This is a genomic window from Dokdonia sp. 4H-3-7-5 (assembly GCF_000212355.1).
In the GTDB taxonomy this organism is placed as follows: Bacteria; Bacteroidota; Bacteroidia; order Flavobacteriales; family Flavobacteriaceae; genus Dokdonia.
On record NC_015496.1, the window covers coordinates 1,425,489 to 1,449,530 of the forward strand.

28 protein-coding genes are annotated in these 24,042 nt (G+C 38.1%); 16 read left to right on the forward strand and 12 right to left on the reverse strand.

Annotation, left to right across the window (positions count from 1 at the left end; genetic code table 11):
- The first annotated feature begins 1 nt into the window (after position 1).
- The 5 genes from KRODI_RS06275 (at position 2) to KRODI_RS06295 (ending at position 3,746) form a co-directional block, all read left to right on the forward strand.
- A complete protein-coding gene (locus KRODI_RS06275; protein ID WP_013750747.1) occupies positions 2–646 on the forward strand; it encodes a gluconate 2-dehydrogenase subunit 3 family protein in 645 nt (214 codons plus the stop codon).
- Between the two features lie 62 nt (positions 647–708).
- Positions 709–1,659, forward strand: a complete 951-nt coding sequence (locus tag KRODI_RS06280; RefSeq protein WP_013750748.1) for a hydroxypyruvate isomerase family protein — start codon at positions 709–711, stop codon at positions 1,657–1,659.
- Positions 1,660–1,746: 87 nt separating this feature from the next.
- Positions 1,747–2,625: a cell division protein FtsX gene (locus tag KRODI_RS06285; RefSeq protein ID WP_013750749.1), complete on the forward strand. Its 879-nt coding sequence runs from the start codon at positions 1,747–1,749 to the stop codon at positions 2,623–2,625.
- A gap of 18 nt (positions 2,626–2,643) precedes the next feature.
- Entirely contained in the window at positions 2,644–2,907 is a 264-nt protein-coding gene (locus tag KRODI_RS06290) for a DUF3098 domain-containing protein (RefSeq protein WP_013750750.1), read from the forward strand.
- 38 nt (positions 2,908–2,945) lie between these two features.
- Positions 2,946–3,746 (forward strand): undecaprenyl-diphosphate phosphatase, encoded by an 801-nt coding sequence (locus tag KRODI_RS06295; protein ID WP_013750751.1) that lies wholly within the window; start codon positions 2,946–2,948, stop codon positions 3,744–3,746.
- 12 nt (positions 3,747–3,758) lie between these two features.
- Here the strand turns inward: KRODI_RS06295 and KRODI_RS06300 are convergent, their stop codons facing one another.
- Positions 3,759–4,640 carry a polysaccharide lyase family 7 protein gene (locus KRODI_RS06300; protein WP_013750752.1) on the reverse strand — a complete coding sequence of 294 codons (882 nt, stop codon included), beginning with the start codon at positions 4,638–4,640 and terminating at the stop codon, positions 3,759–3,761.
- 201 nt (positions 4,641–4,841) lie between these two features.
- Between KRODI_RS06300 and truB the strand changes: the two genes are divergently transcribed.
- The gene (truB, locus tag KRODI_RS06305; RefSeq protein ID WP_013750753.1) at positions 4,842–5,549 is read left to right on the forward strand and encodes a tRNA pseudouridine(55) synthase TruB; all 708 of its coding nucleotides are present in this window, start codon (positions 4,842–4,844) and stop codon (positions 5,547–5,549) included.
- Between the two features lie 59 nt (positions 5,550–5,608).
- Positions 5,609–6,334: a hypothetical protein gene (locus KRODI_RS06310; protein ID WP_013750754.1), complete on the forward strand. Its 726-nt coding sequence runs from the start codon at positions 5,609–5,611 to the stop codon at positions 6,332–6,334.
- Between the two features lie 4 nt (positions 6,335–6,338).
- On the opposite strand, the gene KRODI_RS06315 is transcribed toward KRODI_RS06310, so the two are convergent.
- On the reverse strand, positions 6,339–6,953 hold the full coding sequence (locus KRODI_RS06315) for a thioredoxin family protein (RefSeq protein ID WP_013750755.1): 615 nt from the start codon (positions 6,951–6,953) through the stop codon (positions 6,339–6,341).
- A gap of 68 nt (positions 6,954–7,021) precedes the next feature.
- Between KRODI_RS06315 and KRODI_RS06320 the strand changes: the two genes are divergently transcribed.
- The gene (locus tag KRODI_RS06320) at positions 7,022–7,588 is read left to right on the forward strand and encodes a DNA-3-methyladenine glycosylase I (protein WP_041295644.1); all 567 of its coding nucleotides are present in this window, start codon (positions 7,022–7,024) and stop codon (positions 7,586–7,588) included.
- A gap of 20 nt (positions 7,589–7,608) precedes the next feature.
- Here KRODI_RS06320 and aat read toward each other — a convergent pair whose 3' ends face one another.
- The 4 genes from aat to KRODI_RS06340 form a co-directional block, all read right to left on the reverse strand.
- Positions 7,609–8,265, reverse strand: coding sequence for a leucyl/phenylalanyl-tRNA--protein transferase (gene aat / locus KRODI_RS06325; protein WP_013750757.1), 657 nt, complete (start codon positions 8,263–8,265; stop codon positions 7,609–7,611).
- Between the two features lie 31 nt (positions 8,266–8,296).
- Entirely contained in the window at positions 8,297–8,662 is a 366-nt protein-coding gene (locus tag KRODI_RS06330) for a hypothetical protein (protein ID WP_144782468.1), read from the reverse strand.
- A gap of 84 nt (positions 8,663–8,746) precedes the next feature.
- Positions 8,747–9,130: a DUF3127 domain-containing protein gene (locus KRODI_RS06335; RefSeq protein ID WP_013750759.1), complete on the reverse strand. Its 384-nt coding sequence runs from the start codon at positions 9,128–9,130 to the stop codon at positions 8,747–8,749.
- 36 nt (positions 9,131–9,166) lie between these two features.
- Positions 9,167–10,042, reverse strand: a complete 876-nt coding sequence (locus KRODI_RS06340) for a flavin reductase family protein (protein ID WP_013750760.1) — start codon at positions 10,040–10,042, stop codon at positions 9,167–9,169.
- Between the two features lie 522 nt (positions 10,043–10,564).
- Here KRODI_RS06340 and KRODI_RS06345 point away from each other — a divergent pair.
- The 4 genes from KRODI_RS06345 to KRODI_RS06360 all read left to right on the forward strand — a co-directional run bounded on the left by KRODI_RS06345 (position 10,565) and on the right by KRODI_RS06360 (position 13,870).
- Complete coding sequence (locus KRODI_RS06345) at positions 10,565–11,704, forward strand: SPFH domain-containing protein (RefSeq protein WP_013750762.1); 1,140 nt, start codon at positions 10,565–10,567, stop codon at positions 11,702–11,704.
- Between the two features lie 63 nt (positions 11,705–11,767).
- Positions 11,768–12,871, forward strand: a complete 1,104-nt coding sequence (locus KRODI_RS06350) for a hypothetical protein (protein ID WP_013750763.1) — start codon at positions 11,768–11,770, stop codon at positions 12,869–12,871.
- A gap of 54 nt (positions 12,872–12,925) precedes the next feature.
- Positions 12,926–13,276, forward strand: a complete 351-nt coding sequence (locus tag KRODI_RS06355) for a tRNA-binding protein (protein WP_013750764.1) — start codon at positions 12,926–12,928, stop codon at positions 13,274–13,276.
- A gap of 177 nt (positions 13,277–13,453) precedes the next feature.
- Complete coding sequence (locus KRODI_RS06360; RefSeq protein ID WP_041295646.1) at positions 13,454–13,870, forward strand: OsmC family protein; 417 nt, start codon at positions 13,454–13,456, stop codon at positions 13,868–13,870.
- Between the two features lie 77 nt (positions 13,871–13,947).
- On the opposite strand, the gene KRODI_RS06365 is transcribed toward KRODI_RS06360, so the two are convergent.
- The 5 genes from KRODI_RS06365 to KRODI_RS06385 all read right to left on the reverse strand — a co-directional run bounded on the left by KRODI_RS06365 (position 13,948) and on the right by KRODI_RS06385 (position 18,789).
- Complete coding sequence (locus tag KRODI_RS06365; protein WP_013750766.1) at positions 13,948–14,631, reverse strand: hypothetical protein; 684 nt, start codon at positions 14,629–14,631, stop codon at positions 13,948–13,950.
- A gap of 21 nt (positions 14,632–14,652) precedes the next feature.
- Positions 14,653–15,573, reverse strand: a complete 921-nt coding sequence (locus KRODI_RS06370; protein WP_013750767.1) for an OmpA family protein — start codon at positions 15,571–15,573, stop codon at positions 14,653–14,655.
- A gap of 324 nt (positions 15,574–15,897) precedes the next feature.
- Entirely contained in the window at positions 15,898–17,451 is a 1,554-nt protein-coding gene (locus KRODI_RS06375; protein WP_013750768.1) for an aldehyde dehydrogenase family protein, read from the reverse strand.
- Positions 17,452–17,635: 184 nt separating this feature from the next.
- Positions 17,636–18,172, reverse strand: a complete 537-nt coding sequence (locus KRODI_RS06380) for a 3-hydroxyanthranilate 3,4-dioxygenase (protein ID WP_013750769.1) — start codon at positions 18,170–18,172, stop codon at positions 17,636–17,638.
- Between the two features lie 122 nt (positions 18,173–18,294).
- Complete coding sequence (locus tag KRODI_RS06385) at positions 18,295–18,789, reverse strand: CAP domain-containing protein (RefSeq protein WP_013750770.1); 495 nt, start codon at positions 18,787–18,789, stop codon at positions 18,295–18,297.
- Between the two features lie 216 nt (positions 18,790–19,005).
- Here KRODI_RS06385 and KRODI_RS06390 point away from each other — a divergent pair, with 216 nt between their 5' ends.
- The 3 genes from KRODI_RS06390 to KRODI_RS06400 are packed head-to-tail and all read left to right on the forward strand — an operon-like array spanning position 19,006 to position 21,041.
- The gene (locus KRODI_RS06390) at positions 19,006–20,076 is read left to right on the forward strand and encodes an isoaspartyl peptidase/L-asparaginase family protein (protein ID WP_013750771.1); all 1,071 of its coding nucleotides are present in this window, start codon (positions 19,006–19,008) and stop codon (positions 20,074–20,076) included.
- Between the two features lie 59 nt (positions 20,077–20,135).
- A complete protein-coding gene (locus KRODI_RS06395; RefSeq protein ID WP_013750772.1) occupies positions 20,136–20,483 on the forward strand; it encodes a hypothetical protein in 348 nt (115 codons plus the stop codon).
- 30 nt (positions 20,484–20,513) lie between these two features.
- Positions 20,514–21,041, forward strand: coding sequence for a GNAT family N-acetyltransferase (locus KRODI_RS06400; protein WP_013750773.1), 528 nt, complete (start codon positions 20,514–20,516; stop codon positions 21,039–21,041).
- 4 nt (positions 21,042–21,045) lie between these two features.
- Here KRODI_RS06400 and KRODI_RS06405 read toward each other — a convergent pair whose 3' ends face one another.
- Entirely contained in the window at positions 21,046–21,510 is a 465-nt protein-coding gene (locus tag KRODI_RS06405) for a CBS domain-containing protein (protein ID WP_013750774.1), read from the reverse strand.
- A gap of 129 nt (positions 21,511–21,639) precedes the next feature.
- On the opposite strand from KRODI_RS06405, the gene KRODI_RS06410 reads away from it, so the two are divergent.
- Positions 21,640–24,009 carry a M28 family peptidase gene (locus KRODI_RS06410; protein ID WP_013750775.1) on the forward strand — a complete coding sequence of 790 codons (2,370 nt, stop codon included), beginning with the start codon at positions 21,640–21,642 and terminating at the stop codon, positions 24,007–24,009.
- The last annotated feature ends 33 nt before the right edge of the window (positions 24,010–24,042 follow it).

Here is a 24,042-nt window from a genome sequence, read left to right on the forward strand (position 1 = left end):
GATGAAAAGAAGACAGTTAATAAAGAACTTAGGATTAGGTGGAGTCGCACTTGTTGCAACACCTACTATATTGAGCCTTTTACAAAGTTGCAAAGCAGATGGACCTGTATTTGAGCCTGTATTTTTAAGCAATTCTCAAGGTAAAGCGTTAAGGCATATTGTAGATTTAATTATTCCTTCTGACGAGACAATCCCAGGAGCGGTAGATGTAGGTGCGCACAAGTTTATAGATACTTACTGGAATCAAGCAGTAGATGCAGAAGGTAAAACGCAAATTCTAGCAGGATTTGATGCGCTTGCAAATAGATTGCAAGATGCATCTGGTAAAACATTTGACGATGCAGAAGCGGAGGATTATGACGCCCTGTTGGCAAAGTATCTTACATCTTCAAAAGAGCAAGAAGCTGTATTTCAGAAAAGCCTTGGTGAGTTTTATCAAGCCTATCAAAATGATAAAACAGTTAAGGTAGATCCAGATGCTGGAGCATTCAGTCTTTTAGGAAATATAAGAGGAATGGCTATATGGGGATGGAAAGCCTCAGAAGAAATAGGAGAAAATGTTCTCGCTTATGAGCCTATTCCAGGTAAACAAATAGGTTGCTTACCGCTAGAGGAAGCAACAGGAGGAAAGACATATTCTCTATAATTACTAGATGTGTAATTAATGGAATGCTATAAATGACAATGTTGCAAGAATTTTAATAAATTATGGACAGAAGGAAATTTATACAAAAAGGAGCTCTCACGGGTTCCTTTTTAGGTTTAGGTAGTTTCGGGGTAAATGCTATGGTTAAAGGGATAGAAGATGTCTCCGCTTTCGCGAAAGCGAAAAATGGAGCACATTCTTTTAATCTCAATTATGCACCACATGTAGGGATGTTTAAAGAGCTCGCTGGCGAAAATGTGATCGATCAGCTTCACTTTATGGCAGATCAAGGATTTACTGCCTTTGAAGACAATGAGATGCGCAACCGTCCTGTTTCCGAACAAAAAGCGATGGCGCTTGTCATGAAAGAACGCGGAATGACCATGGGTGTTTTTGTTGCTCACAAAATACACTGGACAAAACCAAACCTAGCCAGCGGAAAACAAGAATGGCGTGATGAGTTTCTGGCAGATATCAAAAGTTCTATAGAAGTTGCAAAGCGTGTAAATGCAAAATGGATGACCGTGGTGCCTGGTCACGTAGACTTGCGTCAAAATATTGATTTTCAAACGGCAAATGTGGTAGAGACTTTAAAACAAGCTGCAGCGATTCTAGAACCACATGGAATTGTAATGGTGCTTGAACCATTAAATTTTAGAAATCATCCAGGACTCTTTCTATCTAAGTCGCCACAAGCATACCAGATTTGTAAAGCAGTAGATAGTCCGTCATGTAAGATTCTTTTTGATATTTATCATCAGCAAATTCAAGAAGGAAACTTGATTCCTAACATAGAACAGTGTTGGGACGAGATTGCGTATTTCCAGATAGGGGATAATCCAGGGCGCAATGAGCCTACCTCTGGAGAGATTAACTATAAAAATGTATTTAAATACATTCATAGTCGTGGTTTTAAAGGAGTTTTAGGAATGGAGCATGGCAACAGTATCAAGGGGAAAGAAGGCGAGCAGCGTGTAATAGATGCGTATGTGGAGAGTGATCTCTTCTTATAAATTATTTTTTAAAATAATACAATCAGAATCTCTTCGTTTGATAACGGAGTGTGTAGGATTTACTACTTTTACTCAAAACCCTAGCAGATGAGTTCATCCTTTGAGAAATACCAGAAAAGACGATTGATTACCTCCTATTTTTCGGTGGTGATTAGTATTGCTTTGGTACTATTTTTACTGGGAATACTAGGATTACTAGTGCTTAACACCAAAAAAGTAGCCGACTATTTTAAGGAAACTATTGCAGTGGGTGTTTACTTTAAAGATGGAGCAAAAGATGTGGAAATGAAGCAGCTTGAGAAGTCTTTGTCGCTTGCAGAATACACGAAGTCCATACAATTTGTATCAAAAGAAGAAGCTGCCGAAGCGCATAGCGAAGCGCTAGGAGAAAACTTTGTAGATTACCTTGGAGAAAATCCACTACAAAATAGCATAGATTTATATCTTAATGCAGATTACGTGTCTGCTGAAAAAGTATCAGAAATCGCAGCAGAAATTGCTTCTAAAAACTTTGTAGAGGAAGTGACGTATGACAAGCCGTTAATCTCACTCCTTAACGACAATATTAAGAAAATGAGCCTGTGGATTCTCATTATCTCAGGGATATTCACTTTTATAGCAGTGTTGCTTATTAATAGTTCTATACGATTATCCGTATATGCTAAGCGATTTACCATAAAAACCATGCAGATGGTTGGAGCGACTAAAAAATTTATACGCAGGCCTTTCGTTTGGAAAAGTGTGCGTTTAGGGATTATAGGAGCGCTTATAGCTATAGCAGGGATGGCTGGAGTATTGTATTATGCAAACAAGACTTTTCCTCAACTCACATTACTTGATGATCCACTTCTACTAGGAGCACTTTTTGGAGGGGTATTTATGATGGGTATCGTGATTACTTGGTTTAGCACCTTTCTTGCAACACAACGTTTCTTAAATTTGCGCACAGACGAATTATACTACTAGCAGTATTAAAGTATTACTATGGGAGAACAAAAACGTAAAGAAGTTATTAAACAAGAAACCGAATTTATCTTTGGTAAGAAGAATTTTACCTGGATGCTTATTGGACTTGGCGTGATTGCCTTAGGCTTTATACTAATGTCTGGTGGTGGTAGTGACGACCCTAATGTTTTTAATCCTGAGATCTACTCATGGAGACGTATACGTCTAGCACCTGCTGTGATTCTCATAGGTTTTGGTATAGAAGTATATGCGATACTACTTAACCCTAATAAAGGGAAGTAACACTTGCCCCTTATAACGACAATCTTATCTTTGCGGTTATGGATAACTTAGACGCATTAATCCTTGGTGTAATTCAAGGTCTCACAGAGTTTTTACCAGTTTCTTCTAGTGGTCATTTAGAACTAGGGAAGGCAATCCTAGGAGACACTTCTGTCCCAGAAGAAAGCTTGATGTTTACCGTTGTTGTGCACTTTGCAACGGCACTTTCTACCATCGTAGTCTTTAGAAAAGATATAGTAGACATTTTAAAAGGACTATTTTCATTCAAGTGGAATGAAGAAACAAAATTCTCTGCAAAAATTGTGTTATCTATGATTCCTGCAGTAATTGTAGGATTGTTTTTTGAAGAACAACTTGAAGCACTTTTTGGTGGAAATATTATGCTTGTAGGCTGTATGCTTCTTGTAACTGCGGTATTATTATACTTTGCAGACAGAGCAAAAGATACTCACAAAAATGTAACTTTTTCAAATGCATTTATTATTGGTGTTTCTCAAGCAGTGGCTATGATTCCTGGTATTTCTCGTAGTGGAGCGACTATATCTACCTCTGTTTTATTAGGTAATGATAAGAGCAAAGCAGCGCGTTTTTCATTTTTAATGGTGATCCCACTTATTTTTGGGAAGATTGCAAAAGACCTTATGGATGGAGCGCTTACCTCACAAACGGGTAACGTATCTGTACTAATAATAGGCTTTGTAGCTGCCTTTGTAGCAGGACTTGTAGCTTGTACGTGGATGATTAAATTGGTTAAGAAAAGTAAACTCTCTTGGTTTGCTATTTACTGTCTCATTGTAGGAGTAATTGCAATAGGATTTTCCATCTATAATCAAGCTTAATATTTTTTATCTCTAGTTCTCGTCTTCTGATGTAAAGTGAAACATTGAATACTGTAATTCAATAGCTTCAGTATGGTTTGCAGCTGGATTATAGATTCCAGCCTTTAGATAATATCCATTTGCAATACTATTATCGTCTATCCAGTTTGTGCCTACCTCAGGGCTGTAAGTATCATCTATGAGCGTTTGACCTCCCTGGGCTACAATAAGATGTACAACACCATTACCTTTTTCAATAATGATTTTTAAAGGCTCACTATTATAGTTTACACCATTGACAAAAGAATAAAAATCTTTATCAAATTCTGTATCACTCGAGCTTACTTCTGGATCTCTTCGTACGACAGTTTCTAGTTCATCATTGTGCAATTCAAGTCTAAAGAAAGGCTTATTAGAACTACCACCTCTATTATGAACCTGCGCAATGGTTATTCCTTCTGTAGGAATATCTAAGTATACTGCTTCAAATTCCATGCGAGATGGTGTTGTTAATGGACCTTCTGAGGATTGTTTAAACTCGGTTCTTCTTCCTTTTTCTAGTTGGCACTTCAAATTTAAAATGGCTCCGTTATTAGAAGAATAAAAATACTCGTCATCTGGCTGCCCACTTTCAAAAATGTCATCGAGATCTTCATCGTCAGTATCACAAGGGCCAGGTGTACAACCACCCGTATTGAAACTATTTTCTATAACTAAATTTGGCTCAAATGAGAAGGCCTCGGTGTCTAGAGCATTGTCTTCATCTGTTGTACCATCGTCATCTGTTTCATCTGTGGGTGTAACTATAGGAACAGTAACTTCTACTGCATCATCAGACGATCCATCATTAGATGAGCATTGCGCGCACATTAGGCTTAAACTTACTAAAACAATAATTCTTTGTAACTGGGACATATCTTATTTTAAAGTATATCTCTTATTTATTACGGAGATAAGGAAGTGATTTCCTATAAAAATATATCATTAAACCACAATTAGAGTATTTTGATATCATAAAAAGCATAATAAGTTATGCGTGATATTTCTAGTTAAATAGCATTATCTTGATAACTTTGCCTCCTAGTCCCTAACAAAAACTACAAAACCAAGCTGGCTATGCTTACAGATCAAGATTATAAAGATGGGCAAGTACTCATTTTTGACAAACCGCTAGAGTGGACCTCATTCCAGCTGGTTAACAAAGTGCGCTGGCTTATACGTAAGAATCTTAATATAAAGAAGATAAAAGTAGGCCATGCAGGTACGTTAGATCCTTTGGCAACTGGCCTTATGATTATTTGTACGGGTAAGTTTACAAAGCGCTTACACGAGTTCGTTGGGCAAGAAAAGGAATATACGGGCACCATTGTTTTAGGTGGTACTACGCCTAGTTATGATCTTGAGACAGAAGTAGATCAAACTTTTTCTACAGAACATATTACTGATGAGGATATTTACGCTTTCGCGAAAGCGTACCAAGGAAACATCATGCAACGCCCACCTGTATTTTCTGCACTCAAAAAGGAGGGCAAACGCTTGTATGAATTTGCACGAGCAGGAGAAGAAGTAGATATTTCTAAACGTGAGATTAATATCTCATCTTTTGAAATCACTCGCATTGCAATGCCAGAAGTAGATTTTAAAGTGCGCTGTAGTAAAGGAACATATATTAGATCGCTAGCATTTGATTTTGGCGAAGGACTCAAAAGTGGAGCTCATTTGAGTGCATTGAGAAGAACCAAAATAGGTAATTACAACGTAGATGATGCACAGTCTCTTGATGGATTTATAGCCGAAATTACAGCTGCATCCACAGAAGAATAATTTGTGAAACACTGTTATTAGGCGATTCAGCTATTTTACTTTTATTTTTTTAGTTCTTTATGAAGATCTCTCATTCTGATAAGGCTTTACTAATTACCGTTACGGGGGCAAGTTTACTTGTGCTTATATTTTTCTTTCTGGGAGTAAAACCATATCAAGGAGAGATAGAGGAGTTTATAGAGATTCCTGTAATTACTGAGGAGGTAGTAGAGGAGCTTCAGGAGCAACAAGAAGATCAAGTTCAAGAGCGTCGTATTTCAAGAACAAACCAAGCCTACAATACCGCTCAACTTAGAAAGGAAAATAGAAGCTTTGAAGATGATGACGAAATTAGAAAAGCAATAGAAGCTCAACAGCAGAATAGTGTAGAGCAACTTAATGACGACAATGAGGCTAAGCTTAAGGCGCTTCAAGAAGCTCGAGAAGGTAATCTAGAAGCAAAAAGAGAAGAGGTACAAGCGGCTATAGATGCTCGAGAAGCTGCACGTAATAAGAAAAAGAAAAGTGCTTACAGACAGAGTACGGTTTCTTACGATCTAGTAGGCCGTACTGCAATAGTTTTACCTAATCCTGTGTATACCTGCGATGCTTACGGTAAAATAGTAGTGAATATCACCGTAAATGATAAAGGGACTATCATAGATAAGGATTATAATAAAAGTGCCTCTACAAGTTCAAACGGATGTCTCATAGATCAGGCAATGGAGTATTTAACTAGAGCTTACTTTGATAAAGGAAATAAAGCCACACAATTAGGGAGTGTGACTTTTGATTTTCAAGGGTAAGAGCTTACTTAAGTAGTTTAAGTAAATCTTGGGCAGTTCCTTGTCCTTTGTCTTTGTTATACCACACTTGTAAATCTTCTTTAAATTCTGGAGTTAACTTACCGTGAGCTTCTTTATAATCATTGACCATTTTTGTGGCCTCAGATGGACGTGGTCCCCAGTCTGCTATCACTTCATTTGTGTCGCTATTTACAGCGATAAGTCTCGGAATAGAACGCCCTCCATTATATAAAAATTGATCCATAAGATCAAGATTCTCATCTCTAAGAATAACTTTAAATGTAATGTTAGGGTTGAGGTCTGCAAACTTTTGCATTATAGGCATCGTTTGAGCAGCGTCACCACACCAGCTCTCCGTAAGTACTAGCCAAGTTACATCTCCTTTAAAATCTCTAATTTGTTGCTGCACATCATCAGAGAGCTTGAGCGTCTTGTCTAGACGTTTCATGCGTTTGTGATTAAGCATTGTATAGTTATGTAGCGCCTCTGTCACTTCTGGACCTGTATTAGTTCCTTCTAGGGCGTGAGTCTCTGTAAGTACTCTATAATCATGATATGAAATAGCTTGAGAGAGACCCTCTGCTATTAATTGTGTTGTTGTTTTTTCCATTGTTTCCATAGCTCATATGTCGTGAGCTCTGCTACAAACTTACTATCTTTCACTTTAGAATCCCAAATGAAGCAATGATGACAAAAAATAAATGCAGTTGGTGTGTAGGTGATGATCTCTATGAAGCGTATCATGATAATGAGTGGGGTACTCCCTTGAGAGATGAGGATTTGCTTTTTGAGTTTCTAGTATTAGAAACTTTTCAAGCGGGATTGAGTTGGATTACTATTTTAAAAAAGAGAGAAAACTTTAGGGTTGCCTTTGATAACTTTGACTACAAGCGTATTGCAGCTTATAAAGAAGATAAAATCCAGTCATTATTGCAAGATGCCGGCATTATCAGAAATAAATTAAAAGTGCGTGGTACAGTCACAAATGCTAGGCTATATATGGAGATTCAAGAAGAGTTTGGGAGTTTTTCTAAGTATCTATGGGCTTATGTAGATAATACTCCTATCCAAAATGAGATACAGTCATACAAAGAAGCACCAGCAAATACTCCGCTGAGTGACGCCATATCAAAAGACCTCAAAAAACGCGGATTCAAGTTTGTGGGAAGCACCATTATCTATGCATTTATGCAAGCTATTGGTATGGTAAATGACCATGAAGTAAGTTGCTTTAGATATAACAAGGTGCAGTAGGGACGCAAGGTATTGCGTCCCTACTGTAGATATTCAAGAAATAAATCTCTCGGAATTTCGGCGGCACCTAGGCTCGCTAGATGGTCTGTATACATCTGGCAATCGATGAGGTGGTAATTTTCTTTTTCTAGCCTTCGCGAAAGCGTAATAAATCCCACTTTACTGGCATTGCTCATGGTTGCAAACATGCTTTCTCCACAAAATATTCCTTTCTCCTTTAGATCTATTCCATAAAGACCTCCGACTAATTTTTTATCATGCCAAACCTCAACGGAAATAGCATGACCTAGCTCGTGTAATCTGAGGTATGCATCTATAATATCATTAGTAATCCACGTGCCATCTTGACCGTTGCGCTTAATGCGTTTACAAGCAAGTATGACTTCTAGAAAATTCTGGTTATAGGTAACTGTAAAGTGATTGTCTCGTAACACTTTTCGCATAGATTTTGATACGTGTACGTCACTAGGTTTTACTACCATACGCGGGTCTGGCGTCCACCATAAAATAGGCTGTCCCTCATTATACCAAGGAAAAATGCCAGAATTATAAGCAAGTAATAACCAGTCTGTAGTGAGATCACCACCTACCATAAGTAACCCTTCCTCGTCTGCCAGATGGTGTTCTGGAAACCAAGGGTCATTATTCCAATGTTGATCTTCTGGGAGTAAAAGCACGAGTATAATTAATAGCTATACACAAAGATAACTAGGCTTTGCTTCTATTAAAAGTATCAATTAACTTAAAATTTCTTCTCGTATGCCACACATAGCCTATTGCAAGTGGCGTGTAAAGTGCAATAATTAAGGCGATATAGGTGATGTCTGTGAGAAAGTAGTAGGCAGAAGATAATATTACAACACCTACAATTGCAACCTCCAAAACTGCATGACGTATGCGTTTTGAGAGTTTTGCTTTGAGCTGGTTTATAGTAAAGGTGGTAGTGACCCCGCATCGGTTACATTTTTTTGAAATGCTTGCACCTATTTGTTTTGAAAGTTCAGGACGTGTGCCTGCAAGAACATTTAAGCTCAAGTGGTTATGGCAACTTTTACAAACTCCGTATACAATCATAGGTTGATAAAGGTGTAAAAATAAAGAACCCAAAACAAGTTAATTGTTTTGGGTTCAAATATCAATACGTTGACCTTTATCGTCTTAAAATGGTAGATCGTCGTGATCGTCACTATTTAAGTTTGTTGCAGGCTCAAATGAATCTGCAGGAGGCATAGGAGGAAGTGGTTGACCACCACCTGCATTTTCAGCAGATACATTCTCAATGCGCCATCCTTGGATAGAGTTAAAATACTTAGTCTCACCTTGTGGATTTACCCACTCGCGTCCTCTTAAGTTAATGCTCACTTTTACATTTTGACCAACAGCATAGTTGTTCAAAAGATCTGTTTTATCTTGTACAAACTCCACCATAATGTGCTGTGGGTATTGCTCTTCTGTCGTTACGACAAGTTCTCTTTTTCTAAAGCCGTTGCTCCCAAATGTTTGAGTCTCACCGACCATCTTTACTTTACCTTGTACTTCCATCGCGTTCAATTATTAGGGTGTAAATTTATGAAAATCCTAGCGTTTTGCGAGCAGAACTCTCCACGCATTATCCACATTTTTTTTATCTAAATATTCCTTTGCCAGTTTATGCACCGTTTCCTCACTTGCTGTGGCAAGATTTGTTCTTAAATCTTCATGTTGTGCTATAAAGTCAGAAATCTCATCTTCGGTAGGTAGCTGCTCTACATTACCTAACGTACCTAAGTCGTTACCAGTGAGTATCGTACTATTTCTTATTTCTTGAGGGATCATATCCACCCCTATGCCAGTTCTTAAAACAGGTTTAGGCACTTCAAAAAGTCCATCTTTTGCTCTACTATACCAGTTTGCACCCATACGTGAGACTTGATCTATCTTGAGAGGATCTATTGCTCCATGAGCATCTAGTACCTCCTCATCAATATGCATTTTTAAAATCTCGCAAATTACAAGATTTCCCGCGCCACCTTGATCACCTAGTGGCTTTACCTCAATTACTTTACACTCAAACTGTACAGGAGCCTCTGCAACGCAAGGAGGTTGCACCATCTCAGATGGTTTTTCAGTAAGTCCAGACTTTGTAAACTCGTTTACACCTTTTGCATAAGCCGTACTTGCAAGTGACATTTGTTGCACCATTGCATAGTTTACAATGTTTACAGTACATTCAGGTACTTCAAGTACGTTATCTAGCGTGTGTTTTGTGGTGTTATCACGACCACTTCTAGAAGGTGAATACACAAGAATAGGAGGATTTGCCCCAAAGACATTAAAAAAGCTAAAAGGAGCAAGATTTACTTTACCATTCTTATCTACCGTACTTGCAAATGCAATAGGACGCGGTCCCACAGCACCTGTAAGGTGAGCAAATAATTGTGGAACTGGAATTTCTTTAGGATCTATCGTGAGCATACATATTGATTTTAAAAGTGTATCAAAAATAGGAATTCTTTAAGGGTATTAATAACGCTTTCGCGAAAGCTTAACAACAACCTCTATAGCACTATAAGAAAAGGTGTCTAGCAGCTCTATTAATAAGTCTTTCGTGTATGCTGTTTAAGAATAACTTATTAATATAGGGGTTTACGCCCTTGTAAATTCACGCTATTATATCCCTTAGAGATCCATAAATCTGGTTCATATTTGTAATGTATTAATCACTTAAAAAAATATGTCATGAATACAAATACGGAAGAGTGGGGACTTCTAGAAGAAATTTTTCAAGATGAGGAATTTGATGTTTCTTATTTCTCAATAGAGTTTCCAGATGGTAGCTCATATGAGTATCAAGGATAGATGATAAGCCACCATACATTGTTTTGAGCTGCCTTTATATAGGCAAATAAGACCTGCTATTGTTTGAGGGAACGATAGTAGGTTTTTTTATACTCCTTTTTTCATAACTTTAAAACACAAAATAAAACAACACAACCTATGGATATTTTCAGTAAAATTAAAGAGAAACTCAGTAATGAGTTTATAGATATTGTCGAGTGGTTAGACTATACAGATGACACCATTGCTCACCGTTTTGAGCGCTATCAAAATGAGATAAAAAATGGTGCAAAGCTTGTTGTACGTGAAGGACAGACGGCAGTGTTTGTAAATGAAGGCCAACTGGCAGATGTGTTTACACCTGGAACGTATGATCTAACAACTCAGAATTTACCAATTTTATCTACTATTAAAGGTTGGAAATATGGCTTTAACTCTCCATTTAAAGCAGAAGTTTATTTTGTAAACACACACTTATTCACAGATGAAAAGTGGGGAACTAAAAACCCAATTACGTTAAGTGATGATCGTTTCGGACTTGTAGAAATTCGCGCTTTTGGAACCTATGCCTTTAAAATTGCAGATGCTGGAAAGTTTATTGTAGACATCGTAGGGACAGATAACAACTTTACAAATTTTGAGATTAATGAGCACCTCAAAAGTCTCATTGCAACAAGATTTACAGATACGGTAGGAGAAGCAAATCTTCCTATAGAGCTGTATGCTGCAAATACTTCAGAGCTTTCTGAGACGTGCCAAGAGGTAATGAAGCCAGAGTTCATGTCTGTAGGTATTTCTCTTGAGAAGTTTTACATCGAGAATGTATCGATGCCAGAAGACCTCAAGAAAGAAATATTTGAATACAGTCGTCTGGATAAAATAGATCTAGATAAACTTACTAAGTTTAAAACTGCAAAAGCTATAGAAGCTGCAGCGACAAATGAAGGTGGTACTGCAGGAGCAGGAATGGGTATGGGAATGGGCTTTGTACTTGCACAACAAATGGGCGGAATGATGTCTCCACAAATGGGCGGACAACAACAAGCACAACCACAAATGAATCAAGGTGGAATGATGCCGCCACCTATGCCAGCCGCAGTACAATATTTTTATGCGGTAAACGGTGCGCAACAAGGACCCGTAAGTATAGATCAACTCAAGGCTTTATTTGCAAACCGCACTATCAATAAGGAGAGTCTTGTGTGGAAGCAAGGAATGGCTGCATGGACTGCATTGCAAGAGGTGGAAGAGCTTAAGTCTTTCTTAGGAGGTAACACACCGCCGCCGTTACCACAATAATATTGTATAACTAAAACCTTTTGAGGTGCGTATTCCTAAATATGCACCTTTCATTATTCCTATATGGAAGAAACACCCATTCATAAAACTGAACTTAAAAAAGCCTGTATAAATTGTGGTGCAGAGCTTAAGTATAAGCCAGGTACAACGTCTATTACCTGTGAGTACTGCGGGCATCAAGAAAAAATATCACTTGAGACCAGTAAGTTTGAAGAACTAGAGCTTTATCCTTATTTGGATAAAATGGGAGATCAAAAAAACAGCGAAGAAATCTCAATGCTTCACTGTAAAAACTGTGGGGCAAACCAGCATGTAGAAGAACATTATAAATCCCTGCATTGCGTGTATTGCAGTATGCCGCTCATACTTGAAGATATGCGAAAGGAAAACTGGATTTTGCCAGGAGCTGTATTACCATTTCAAATAGATCAGGGTGCCTCGTTTACTATTTTTAAAAAGTGGGTAAATGGGTTGTGGTGGGCTCCTAATAAATTAAAGAAAGCTTCACTAGATCCACAATTTACAAAGGGACTGTATTTACCTTACTGGACCTTTGATGCGCAGCTTGCTGCAAACTATACGGGCCAGCGAGGGGAGTACTACTATGTGACAGAAACCTATCGAGATAGTAAAGGAAAAACGCAATCTAGACAGGTGCAAAAAACGAGATGGTATCCTGCTTCTGGCAGTGTATCTGGATTTGTAGATGACACCTTGGTAGAAGCCTCAAAACAACGAGCAGGAAGAGTTCCTTCTAAAATTGCTAGATGGGATCTTAAAAAATTGCAACCCTTCAACAGCGGGTTTTTATCTGGTTTTGTGACAGAAAAATATACGATTCCTCTCAAAGATGGTTATGGTAAATCTCGTGATGTTGCAAAGCAAATAGCATCTACTTGGGCAGCTAGAGACATAGGAGGCGATACACAACGAGTGTCATCTATAGACATGAAGCTCGCAGAGGAGACGTTTAAACACATTTTATTACCCGTTTATGTGAGTTCATACCGCTATAACGGTAAGGAATATAACTTTTTTGTTAATGGAGAAACGGGAGCACTCTCTGGAAAACGACCGTATTCATTCTGGAAGATTTTCTTTGCGATACTAGCGGGTCTTATGGTGATAGGAGTTATTGTTTTGCTAGGAAATAATGGCCAGCAGTAATGTAGATTATTAACTAACTCATGAGCTATGTAGTCTCTGTGTCAAAAGTCAACTATGGAAGATAAGCAAGATAAAAATTTAACTTGGAGTGATTTTACTAAGGTAGAAATGCGAGTAGGCACCATCTTATCTGCAGAGGTTTTTGCAGAGGCTAGAAATCCATCCTATAAAATGGTTGTGGACTTTGGTGAGCACGGTAAAAGAAAAACATCTGCACAAATCACGGAGTTGTATACGACTCAAGAACTAGTGGGAAGGCAAGTGGTTGCAGTCCTTAATTTTCCTCCTAAGCAAATTGCAACAATGATGAGTGAGTGTCTCGTTTTGGGAGGGTTGGGAAATGAGAAGGATGTTATTTTAATAGCTCCAGATAGAGAAGTAGCAAATGGCACGCAAATAGGTTAATGACTTTCAACTTCCTCAAAACAAGTGTAGACTATGAGTTGAGGTCATTATAAAGCTTTGTTAAAGATGATGTTATATGTTGTTAATACCGCTTTCGCGAAAGCGTAATCTAATTACTTTTACTTCATATTAATAACAGCGATGAAGACATGTTCTTGTCGTTTTAAATTACCATTTATGAAATTTACAAGGAAAGCAAGCGCTCATTGGGCAGGAAGTGGAAAGGAAGGTAAAGGATCAATATCAACAGAAAGTACTGTATTAGATAAAGCACAATATGCATTTGGGACAAGATTTGAAGATGGAGTAGGGACTAACCCAGAAGAGCTTATAGGTGCTGCACATTCCGGTTGTTATACAATGCAATTGAGTTTCTTGTTAAATGAAGAAGATTTTGTTGCAGATAGTCTTGACACAGATGCTCACGTAACTTTTGAAGATGGCGAAATCACCACCATCAAGTTAGTAACCAAAGGTAAAGTGCCAAATATTTCAAAAGAGAAATTTGAAGAGATTGCTCAAAAAGCAAAGGAAGTATGCCCACTGTCTAAACTTATGAAAGCAGAAATCACATTAGACGCCACATTATTATAGTAAATAGCTTTTTATAAAATGAAAGTCCGCTATGAAATGTATCATAGCGGACTTTTTTTTATGGAATACTGTGTTACTTACGCCTTACCATAATCATGCTCATCTTGCCATTTTTTGAGCTCTGCCCATTTTCCTAGTGCTGCCATTTCTGCTTGCATAGGCCATGTCCCTGGACGATGTATTTCATAGCGTTTTCCACCAGAATTAAGTACTTCCTGGCACTTCTCTACAGAAGTGCTTGCTAGTGCTGCCCAAGTTTTAATATCATGATTATGAAATAGCTCTGAGATTTTTGGTCCTATGCCCTCTACGATGGTGAGGTCATTCTCTCTTACTTTTTTCTTCCCGTAGGCACCTTTTGCAACTGCTGCATCAAACGGTACGCCTATAATACCTGTAGATGGTGATGGTTCACTAGTATTTGTATTTTCAATAACTGTTTTACTTGTAGCTGCCCCTGCCGCAAATGAACTTGCGATGCTCGCGGTACTAGTTGCCGCCAAGGGAGCTTTTTTTGCTAGACTAAGCTTAGACTCACTTGAAGCTAAATCTGCCTCTAAGGATGTAGTTTTACGAGTACACGCATCTAGATCTGCTTGTAGTGACGTTGTTTTGCGTTTGCAAGCATCAAGATCTGCGCTGTAGTCTATTGTTTTATTATTACTACTGCCAAAAAGGCGACCCAATAAATATCCTAAAATACCGCAGATGACACCCGCGATGAGTGGCCATATCCAGCAAGCTATGTTTGAAAAATCCATAATTATTTTGTTTTTGGTCTGTTAGTTTAGTGTGATGACTGCGCGTCTGTTTTTATTGTGTCCTTCCTCAGTATCATTTGTTTCAATAGGGCTACGCTCTCCTTTTGAAACTGTTTTGATTTTTGATTCCGGAATACCGTTGTTTGCAAGGTATGCCTTTGCAAACTCTGCTCTTTCTAATCCTAATCTATCGTTAGTTGTGAGGCTACCTTGACTGTCTGTGTGTCCTTCAACAGTGATGGTTGCACCTTCTTTTTTATCAAGATAACAGCTTATGTCTCCTATTTGTAAGCGTTTTTTCTCGCTTAGTGTTACAGAGGCTTCTCCATAATTGAAGTACAATACTAGTGGGTCTGCTCTTAGGCTATTCTCTATGTCTTGTAGTGCCGTATTAGTAGCATCAAGATCTCCATTTGCCTGGTTAAAAATCCTGTATTCTATAGGGCCTTTGTAAACGTTGCCATCAGAAACTATTGATGCGCGTAGCTCTCCGTATGTGTTAATACGGCTGGAGGGAATTCCTTGATCAACAAAATAGTTTTTTACCGAATTTGATCTAGCAAGTCCAAGATCTGCAAATGCTGAGGTGTTTTTTTCTCCACTATCATAATATCCTGTGATATCTATCATCTTATCTTCATTACCGGCAGTCTCAAAATATGTTTTGAATTGATTTACACCATCTGTAACTTCTCCAGAGATAGGAGGTAGTATTGAAAATGATGAAGTGTTGAAGTTAAAATTGTCGTTGCTAGTAAAAGCAAATTTCCCATCGGGCCCTTTAAGATTAAAGGCCATTGAGGTTGCTACTTCTGGGGTAGCTACTGCAGGAGGATTGTTAATAGTTGTTTCTCTTTGATTGTTTTGTGAATCACTACTTTGAGTAGTGTTACAACAAAAAATCCATGCGAGAATCATACAAATAACAATCGTAAGCAGCATACCTAGAAGGTATCACATTTTCTTACTCATTTGGTTGTTTTTTAGGTGGTTACTGTTTCTTAAAGTTAGTTAAAATATTAACACTTACAACTTTTGAGCTTTGATATTCAGTAGATTATGTATTTGCTCGATGATTTTAAGAGATTAATCGAATAAAAATTATCAATTTCTAACGCAAGACGTAGGTTTTATACTGTTTTACTCATATTGAGAAGAGTGGGTTTGATGTGTTCAAATTTTCGCGAAAGCGCATAAAAAAACCGCTTCCTTATTATGGGAAACGGTTTTTGAGAACGTTATTCTTTATCTTAAAGAGATAGTCTCCTATAAGTCAAATTTAATTCCTTGGGCAAGTGGAAGCTCTGTCGTGTAATTAATAGTGTTAGTCTGTCTTCTCATATATACTTTCCAAGCATCTGATCCAGACTCGCGGCCTCCTCCAGTGTCTTTCTCACCTCCAAAGGCTCCACCTATCTCTGCACCAGAAGTACCTATGTTTACGTTTGCAATACCACAATCTGATCCTGCAACGCTTAAGAAGCGCTCTGCCTCGCGAAGATTGTTTGTCATAATAGCAGACGAAAGTCCTTGTGCAACGCCGTTTTGAAGCTCTAAAGCATCCATTACATCACCTTTGTATTTTAATAAGTATAATACAGGAGCAAAAGTCTCGTGTTGTACAATCTCATAATCATTACTAGCCTCTGCAATCGCTGGCTTTACGTAGCAACCGCTCTCATAACCTTCTCCACTAAGAACTCCACCTTCTACAATAAGGTTACCACCTTCTGCAACCACACGTTCTAGTGCGCTGTTGTAATTGGCAACTGCATCCGTATCGATAAGTGGTCCTACGTGATTATTTTCATCAAGAGGATTACCTATGCGTAACTGTCCATATGCTTTTACTACGGCGTCTTTTACTTTATCATACATACTCTCATGTATAATAAGACGTCTAGTAGATGTACAGCGTTGTCCAGCAGTTCCTACAGCACCAAAAACGGCACCGATTACTGTCATTTTAATATCTGCGTCTGGAGTTACAATGATTGCATTATTTCCCCCTAGTTCGAGTAGTGATGTTCCTAGACGTTCTCCTACCGTAGCAGACACCTTTTTACCCATACGAGTAGAACCGGTAGCAGAAATAAGAGGGACACGCTTATCTGTAGTCATCATCTCACCTACTTTGTAATCTCCGTTTATAAGGCAAGAGATACCTTCTGGCATATCGTTAGCTTTAAGAACCTCTGCAATAATGTTTTGACAAGCAACACCACAAAGCGGTGTTTTTTCTGATGGTTTCCATACACAAACATCTCCACAAACCCAAGCAAGCGCTGTGTTCCAAGCCCAAACAGCTACCGGAAAATTAAATGCCGAAATGATACCTACCACACCTAGCGGGTGGTACTGCTCATACATTCTGTGACCAGGACGTTCTGAGTGCATTGTAAGACCGTGTAACTGTCGAGAAAGACCTACTGCAAAGTCACAGATGTCTATCATCTCTTGTACTTCACCTAGTCCTTCTTGATATGATTTACCCATCTCATAAGAAACGAGTTTACCTAATGGCTCTTTTACCTCACGAAGTTTATTTCCAAACTGACGTACCATCTCTCCTCTTGCTGGAGCTGGCATGGTTCTAAAGTCTTTAAACGCTGCAGTTGCAGAGGTCATTACTTTCTCGTAATCTTCCTTTGTGGTAGTTTTTACTTTACCTATTAATTGTCCATCTACTGGAGAATAAGACTCGATAATGTCTCCATTACCAAAACTTTTTTGACCTGTAGAGGTTCCTTCATTTATATCGGAAATGCCAAGTATTTTAAGCGCTTCGTCCATTCCAAAATCTTTTGCTACTGTGCTCATAGTTTTTTGAATTATTGAGTGAAGAAAACATACATAGCGATCTTACCCAATGATTAATAATTTCTTTAATATACACCTGCTGCAATGGCGGTGTTGTTCTGAGTCAAATCTAAGGATAATTCAAAGGCTTCCATAAAAAAGGGCGTGTTATTAAACACACCCTAAAAATTATTCTATTTTTTTATTAATCCGTAGTAAATCGCTCATCTACTTCCATGACAGTTCCACAGTTATTACAAGTTCTATGTTCTTTGCTTCCATAGAAATCTTTAAAATGACCTAAAAAGTCTTTTTCTATATTATGAAGCTTAAAGAATACTTCATATAATTTATGATTACAATTATCGCAGTACCATAATAAACCATCCTTACCATCAAGGTCTACTCTCTTGCGTTCTATCACGAGACCTATCGAGTTTTCATGCCTCACGGGTGAGTGTGGTACTCCAGCGGGGTGTAAATACATATCACCAGGACCTAGATGCATAGTGCGCTTTACTCCTTCATCTTGCACGTGTACTTCAATAGTACCTTCTATCTGAAAAAATAGTTCTTCGGTCTCATTGTAGTGGTAGTCCTTACGAGCATTTGGGCCACCTACAATCATTACGATATAATCACCAGCTTCTTTGTATAAGTTCTTATTTCCCACGGGTGGTTTGAGGAGATCTCTGTTTTCCTCAATCCACTTGTTTAAATTAAACGGTTGTTGAATTGCCATAATATTATTCTTTGTATAAAAATACAATTTATAGAAGTACGCTTTCGCGAAAGCGTAAAAAAACAACCCCGTCTACTGTTGCAAACGGGGTTGATAATCAAAATTGATTTGGGGGTATCTTCTTATCTTATAAATAGTTGTGTATAGTATGGTATTCCAGTCTCTGTCAATACAATACCTATTCCTGTATGTGTGTAATCTCCCTCTATAGCTTGCTTGTGCGCAGGACTGTTAAGCCATCCTTCTAGAACTGACTCTGCATCTCTAAAACCGTAAGCAACATTTTCACTCACCATGTCTGCCCCATTTTCTTGCAATATAGCTGCGCGCTCGTAAAAGTTATCGTGACTAGCAGCATTTTGCGCTACCATGTAACTAGAGTGTCCTACTGCAAGATTTTCTGAATCTGTATGCCACTGCAGTGCATTAAGACCTAAAGTTGCCCTATAATCGTTAAGTACATCAAGTACCTCTTCGGCAAGCTCAATGTTATTTTCTACTTCAATAGTAGTTTCTAAATTTGCAAGAGTATCTATCTCTGTAGATTCTTCGCTGGTGCACGCGCTTAGGAGGCACAACGCAACTAGTGCGTAAAAAGTTTGGCTAATCAATTTCATAATTTGGGGTTATGAGTTTATTATGGCTGCAAGATATAATTATTTTGCACTTAAACGTATATTTTGTGTATTTAATCGATGAAATACACAAAAAAAGTTGATTTGTAAGAAATTTCAAAGAAATTACTGTGTATTTCATCGATGTTTTTGAAAAATCCAGTTCGTTTTAAAGTTTCTTTCTCCTTATATTTAGACACTTACAAAATCGTAATCTTTATGAAAAAATTAGTTTTTAGTATTATTTCATGTTTTTTAATCATGTCTTGCGACATGCCAGTTAAAAAAGAAAATTCTAAAGAGGTTGAAAATACTATCCCCGCAGATCAAAAATTTGGTCTTGTTATACATGGAGGAGCAGGTACTATTCTTAAAAAGAATATGACAGATTCACTAGAAAAAGCATATCGTCTTAAGCTAGAGGAAGCTACAAAAGCTGGTCATAAAATTCTAGCCAATGGTGGAACTAGTATGGAAGCCGTGACAGCAGCTATAAATATTATGGAGGACAGTCCATTATTTAATGCAGGAAAAGGTGCTGTTTTTACACATGATGGTACAAATGAGCTTGACGCAAGTGTAATGGATGGTAAGACGCTTAATGCGGGAGCCATCTCTGGAGTAACAACAGTAAAAAATCCTATTGATCTTGCAGTAGCTGTTATGGATAAATCTGAGCATGTGATGTTAAGCGCAAAAGGAGCAGAGCAATTTGCACAAGAGCAAGGATTAGAAATTGTAGACCCTTCTTATTTCTATACAGAAAGACGCTTCCAATCTTTACAGAAAATAATAGATAAAGAAAAAACACAGCTCGACCACGATGATGATAAGAAGGTGGCATTTATGGATCCTTATATAAAGGACAGTAAATTTGGAACCGTAGGTTGTGCGGCGTTAGATAAGCATGGTAACCTAGCTGCGGGAACTTCTACAGGAGGAATGACTAATAAACGTTACAACCGTATAGGTGATGCTCCTATTATAGGTTCTGGTACGTATGCAAATAATGCTACGTGCGCAGTAAGTAGTACAGGATGGGGAGAATTTTTTATACGAGCACAGGTGGCTCATGATATCTCAGCAATGATGGAATATAAAGGAGTAACGCTACAAGAAGCTGCTAGCGAAGTTATCCAGAAGAAAGTTCCAGCTTTAGGCGGCGATGGAGGTATTGTAGCGATAGACAAAGACGGTAACGTTGCGATGGAATTCAACACTGCAGGAATGTACCGTGCTCATATGAATGCTACCGGAGATCTAGACATTAAGATTTATAAGAATAATTAAAGAGCATTAACCTCATAATATGAACAACTGGGCTTTGAGCTCAAGTATCTAGCAAGTATATGGAAAGAGCTTGTCCCGAGTGTGGAGATAAAATCATAGGTCGTGCAGATAAAAAATTCTGTAGTGACTCATGCCGTAATTCGCACAACAATAATCAAAATAAGGACTCAAAAAATATCATGCGTAATACTAATAATGTGTTGCGTAAGAATTATCGCATCTTAGAGCGTCTCAATCCAGAAGATAAAACGAGAACAACCAAGTCTAAGCTCAATACAGCTGGATTTGACTTCAATCTATTTACAAGTATCTATACTACAAAAGCTGGCACGGTGTATTACTTTGTGTATGATCAAGGGTACTTACCGCTTGAAGGTGATTTTTATGCGCTTGTGAAGCGTGCATAAAACTGAAGCGGATTTAATTCTAAATTAATTATGACCTACCATATAGAAACAGAACACCTCATTTTACGCGAGGTTCGTATAGAAGATACGGGAAACATGTATCGACTAGATAGCAATCCAATAGTACATGAATATTTAGGCAAAAACCCTATTACATGTATGGGAAAGGCGCGAACATCTATAGATTATATACGTATGCAATATGAAACCTACGGTATAGGACGCTGGGCAGCGATAGAGAAAAGTAGTGGAGACTGGATAGGGTGGACGGGACTCAAATATAACTTTGAAAAAGAAATGAATGGCCACACTAATTTTTATGATATAGGATATCGTTTTATGCCTGAGTATTGGTGTAAAGGCTATGCAACCGAATCTTCAATTGCGGCAAGAGATTACTTTTTTGAACATTTTCCAAACACAAAACTCTGCGGCATGGCAGAGTTAGGTAATAAAGCTTCTTGCAGAGTACTTGAGAAGATAGGCCTCGAGGGCAAGAATAATTTTATATATGAAGCTCAGCAAGTAGAACTTGCTTGGTTTGAAAAAATGCCATAACAGCTTATTTCCAAGTTTGACCGTTGAGAGCTAGCGCAGCTTTAAGAACATCTTTTTGGCTTATTTGTCCTACGAGCTTGCCATTTTCTACAATAGGGAAACGCCTGTGTTTTGACTCTAGAAATTTATTTGCCGCATCAAAAACATTCATATTACCGTCTATTGTATCCACATTAGTCACCATGTGATTAGACACCTTCATATTATCCATAGGCATATTGTAGTAACGACTTTCAGAAATTTGCTTCATACAGTCACCTTCAGAGATAATACCTAGTAGTTCGTTATTTTCATTAACCACGGGACCACCAGAAATCTTGTGTTTAATTAAGTTGTTCATCACTTCAAGCACCGATTGGTCAGGAGAAAAAGTAATGAGCTTTCGGCTCATGTAATCACTTACTTTAATATCTGTAGCGCTGCTTTTGGTGTCCTTTGCGCGCTTACCCATAAAACTTTTAATTGCCATAACTTGCTGATTTTGTTCTCTTAAAGTTAGTGATTTAATTTTAATCTTTGAGGTTACGCTTTCGCGAAAGCGTACTCAAGCTCATAAATTCGTATTTTACAAGCACCAAACCAAAAGATTGCCTTCTCAATGAAACGTTTATCCCATATTATTTCATTTATTCTAGTGTTGTTTTTAGTATTTGTGAGCTTTTACTCACTCATGCCTAAGACTATAGGTGATAAAGAAACTCCGCTTACAGAATTTTCTACGGCAAGAGCATTATCACATTTAAAAGTAATCTCGGCAAAGCCGCATTTTGTGGGTACAGCGGCACATACAGAAGTGCAGCAATATATTGTGCAAGAACTTCGCAAGCTTGGTCTAGAGCCTCAAGTACAAGAAGGTTTTGTAAATGAAGAATGGAATGGGTACAGTAATCTTACAAAGCCTCAAAATATCCTAGCGCGCATAAAAGGAAGTGGTGATGGTAAGGCACTATTACTTATGTCACATTATGATAGTGCGCCACACAGTGCATCTCATGGCGCAAGTGACGCAGGTTCTGGTGTGGTAACTATACTAGAAAGTGTACGAGCTTACCTTGCAAGCGGAGTCACTCCTGTAAATGATATCATAATCTGCATCACAGACGCCGAAGAAATTGGCCTAGATGGCGCTCAGCTTTTTGTAGATGAACATCCATGGGCAAAAGACGTGGGACTTGCCCTCAACTTTGAAGCACGTGGTAGTGGTGGTCCTTCTAATATGATTGTAGAGACTAATCACGGTAATAAAAATCTCATTAATGGATTTATGGAAGCAGGAGTGGAGTATCCCGTAGGGACTTCATTAATGTATAGTATTTACAAAATGTTGCCTAATGATACGGACTCGACTGTCTTAAGAGAAGATGGTGATATTGATGGGTTTTTCTTTGCATTTATAGATGATCATTTTGACTATCATACGGTAAATGACACTTTTGAAAACTTGGATCGCAAGACACTAGAGCACCAAGGAACTTACTTAATGCCATTACTCAAGTACTTTGCAGCTACAGACCTTACCAATATAAAGTCTGATGAAGATTATGTGTACTTTGATGCCGCTGTGGCAAACTTTGTTGCATATCCATTTTCTTGGATCTGGCCTATGGTAGCAATTGCAATTGTTCTGTTTATAGCATTGCTAGTTTATGGATTTAAAAAGGAACAATTGAGGAGAAAATATGTCGCTAGAGGTTTCAGAACTTTCTTCCTTACATTAATCTTAGGAGGAGGGCTTTTTTACCTATTGTGGGAGTTATTAAAGTATGTATATCCTAGTTATGAAGACATGTTGCCTGTTTTTATTTATAATGGTCACTGGTATATTATTGCCTTTGCCTTATTAGGTTTTAGTCTATGTATGGGTATGTATCATAGGCTTACCGTGGCACAAAACACGGCAAGTAATATGGTAGCTCCACTCACTATGTGGCTCATCATTAATATACTCGTTGCAGTTTATTTAAAAGGCGCTGCCTTTTTTATCATTCCTGTATATTTTGGATTAATTGCTTTTTATGTGCTTATAGCGCAGCGTAAGCCTAGTGTGTTGTTACTTGTCTTACTGTGTGCTCCAGCTATATTTTTATTAGCTCCTCTAGTACAGTTCTTTCCTGTAGGTTTAGGACCAGATATGCTCTATGCGAGTGTAATCTTTTTGATACTCCTTTTTGGACTAGTATTGCCAGTATTTGGTTTATATAGAAACAAGAAGTTCTTAGCATATTTGAGTTTGCTAGGAGCGCTCGTTTGTTTTGGGATTGCACACATGAACTCAGATGCTGCCGTAGATCGTCAAGCACCTAATAGTCTTATTTATTATCAAAATACAGATACAAATCGAGCATACTGGGCAACATATAATAAGTCGCTTGATGACTGGACCAAAGGATACCTAGGCGAAAACCCAGAACAAGCTACTATGTACATTGGTAATGCTGCAGGTAGTAAATACAATACTCCATATACCTATGCAAAGGAAACTGCTGTAATCGATTTACCAGAAAGTACGGTGCAGCTAGATAAAGACACGCTGGTAGATGGGTTGAGGTATATCACACTTACAGTCACACCTAATCGTACTGTGCATCAAATGCGTATGTACACAGCTATAGAAACTCCTTTACAGCATATCTCTTGGAACGGCGTTGCTGTAAAAGCAGATAGTACTGAGACGCTTTATAAGAAACGAGGTAGTAAAGGTATTTTAAGTTATTACAGAGGGAAAAATGACAAGCTGGAGTTTAAATTTGCCGTGCCAGAAGGTGTAAATCCTAAATTTACACTCAAGGAGTTCTCGTACGATTTATTAGAAAACCCAAAATTTACAGTTTCGGCGAGACCTAATACTACGATGCCAAAACCATTTGTACCTAACGATGCTATCATAGTAGAGCGTACGATTGATATTGCTGAGTACGCTTTCGCGAAAGCGAAAAAAGATACTATCAACACTGGTGTAGAAGAGTAATGTAATTCTCGATAAGAGTATAGAAGCAACTAA

Excerpts from the sequence above, each read along its gene's own strand:
- KRODI_RS06380 (WP_013750769.1), bottom strand. The coding sequence starts at position 18,172 with ATGGCAATTCAACAACCGTTTAATTTAAACAAGTGGATTGAGGAAAAC.
- KRODI_RS06295 (WP_013750751.1), top strand. The coding sequence starts at position 2,946 with ATGGATAACTTAGACGCATTAATCCTTGGTGTAATTCAAGGTCTCACA.
- KRODI_RS06320 (WP_041295644.1), top strand. The coding sequence starts at position 7,022 with ATGACAAAAAATAAATGCAGTTGGTGTGTAGGTGATGATCTCTATGAA.
- KRODI_RS06345 (WP_013750762.1), top strand. The coding sequence starts at position 10,565 with ATGGATATTTTCAGTAAAATTAAAGAGAAACTCAGTAATGAGTTTATA.
- KRODI_RS06350 (WP_013750763.1), top strand. The coding sequence starts at position 11,768 with ATGGAAGAAACACCCATTCATAAAACTGAACTTAAAAAAGCCTGTATA.
- KRODI_RS06285 (WP_013750749.1), top strand. The coding sequence starts at position 1,747 with ATGAGTTCATCCTTTGAGAAATACCAGAAAAGACGATTGATTACCTCC.
- KRODI_RS06395 (WP_013750772.1), top strand. The coding sequence starts at position 20,136 with ATGGAAAGAGCTTGTCCCGAGTGTGGAGATAAAATCATAGGTCGTGCA.
- KRODI_RS06290 (WP_013750750.1), top strand. The coding sequence starts at position 2,644 with ATGGGAGAACAAAAACGTAAAGAAGTTATTAAACAAGAAACCGAATTT.
- KRODI_RS06370 (WP_013750767.1), bottom strand. The coding sequence starts at position 15,573 with ATGCTGCTTACGATTGTTATTTGTATGATTCTCGCATGGATTTTTTGT.
- KRODI_RS06275 (WP_013750747.1), top strand. The coding sequence starts at position 2 with ATGAAAAGAAGACAGTTAATAAAGAACTTAGGATTAGGTGGAGTCGCA.
- KRODI_RS06315 (WP_013750755.1), bottom strand. The coding sequence starts at position 6,953 with ATGGAAACAATGGAAAAAACAACAACACAATTAATAGCAGAGGGTCTC.
- KRODI_RS06405 (WP_013750774.1), bottom strand. The coding sequence starts at position 21,510 with ATGGCAATTAAAAGTTTTATGGGTAAGCGCGCAAAGGACACCAAAAGC.
- KRODI_RS06360 (WP_041295646.1), top strand. The coding sequence starts at position 13,454 with ATGAAATTTACAAGGAAAGCAAGCGCTCATTGGGCAGGAAGTGGAAAG.
- KRODI_RS06310 (WP_013750754.1), top strand. The coding sequence starts at position 5,609 with ATGAAGATCTCTCATTCTGATAAGGCTTTACTAATTACCGTTACGGGG.
- KRODI_RS06355 (WP_013750764.1), top strand. The coding sequence starts at position 12,926 with ATGGAAGATAAGCAAGATAAAAATTTAACTTGGAGTGATTTTACTAAG.
- KRODI_RS06335 (WP_013750759.1), bottom strand. The coding sequence starts at position 9,130 with ATGGAAGTACAAGGTAAAGTAAAGATGGTCGGTGAGACTCAAACATTT.
- truB (WP_013750753.1), top strand. The coding sequence starts at position 4,842 with ATGCTTACAGATCAAGATTATAAAGATGGGCAAGTACTCATTTTTGAC.
- KRODI_RS06340 (WP_013750760.1), bottom strand. The coding sequence starts at position 10,042 with ATGCTCACGATAGATCCTAAAGAAATTCCAGTTCCACAATTATTTGCT.
- KRODI_RS06375 (WP_013750768.1), bottom strand. The coding sequence starts at position 17,451 with ATGAGCACAGTAGCAAAAGATTTTGGAATGGACGAAGCGCTTAAAATA.
- KRODI_RS06410 (WP_013750775.1), top strand. The coding sequence starts at position 21,640 with ATGAAACGTTTATCCCATATTATTTCATTTATTCTAGTGTTGTTTTTA.
- KRODI_RS06330 (WP_144782468.1), bottom strand. The coding sequence starts at position 8,662 with ATGATTGTATACGGAGTTTGTAAAAGTTGCCATAACCACTTGAGCTTA.
- KRODI_RS06390 (WP_013750771.1), top strand. The coding sequence starts at position 19,006 with ATGAAAAAATTAGTTTTTAGTATTATTTCATGTTTTTTAATCATGTCT.
- KRODI_RS06280 (WP_013750748.1), top strand. The coding sequence starts at position 709 with ATGGACAGAAGGAAATTTATACAAAAAGGAGCTCTCACGGGTTCCTTT.
- KRODI_RS06365 (WP_013750766.1), bottom strand. The coding sequence starts at position 14,631 with ATGGATTTTTCAAACATAGCTTGCTGGATATGGCCACTCATCGCGGGT.
- KRODI_RS06300 (WP_013750752.1), bottom strand. The coding sequence starts at position 4,640 with ATGTCCCAGTTACAAAGAATTATTGTTTTAGTAAGTTTAAGCCTAATG.
- KRODI_RS06385 (WP_013750770.1), bottom strand. The coding sequence starts at position 18,789 with ATGAAATTGATTAGCCAAACTTTTTACGCACTAGTTGCGTTGTGCCTC.
- KRODI_RS06400 (WP_013750773.1), top strand. The coding sequence starts at position 20,514 with ATGACCTACCATATAGAAACAGAACACCTCATTTTACGCGAGGTTCGT.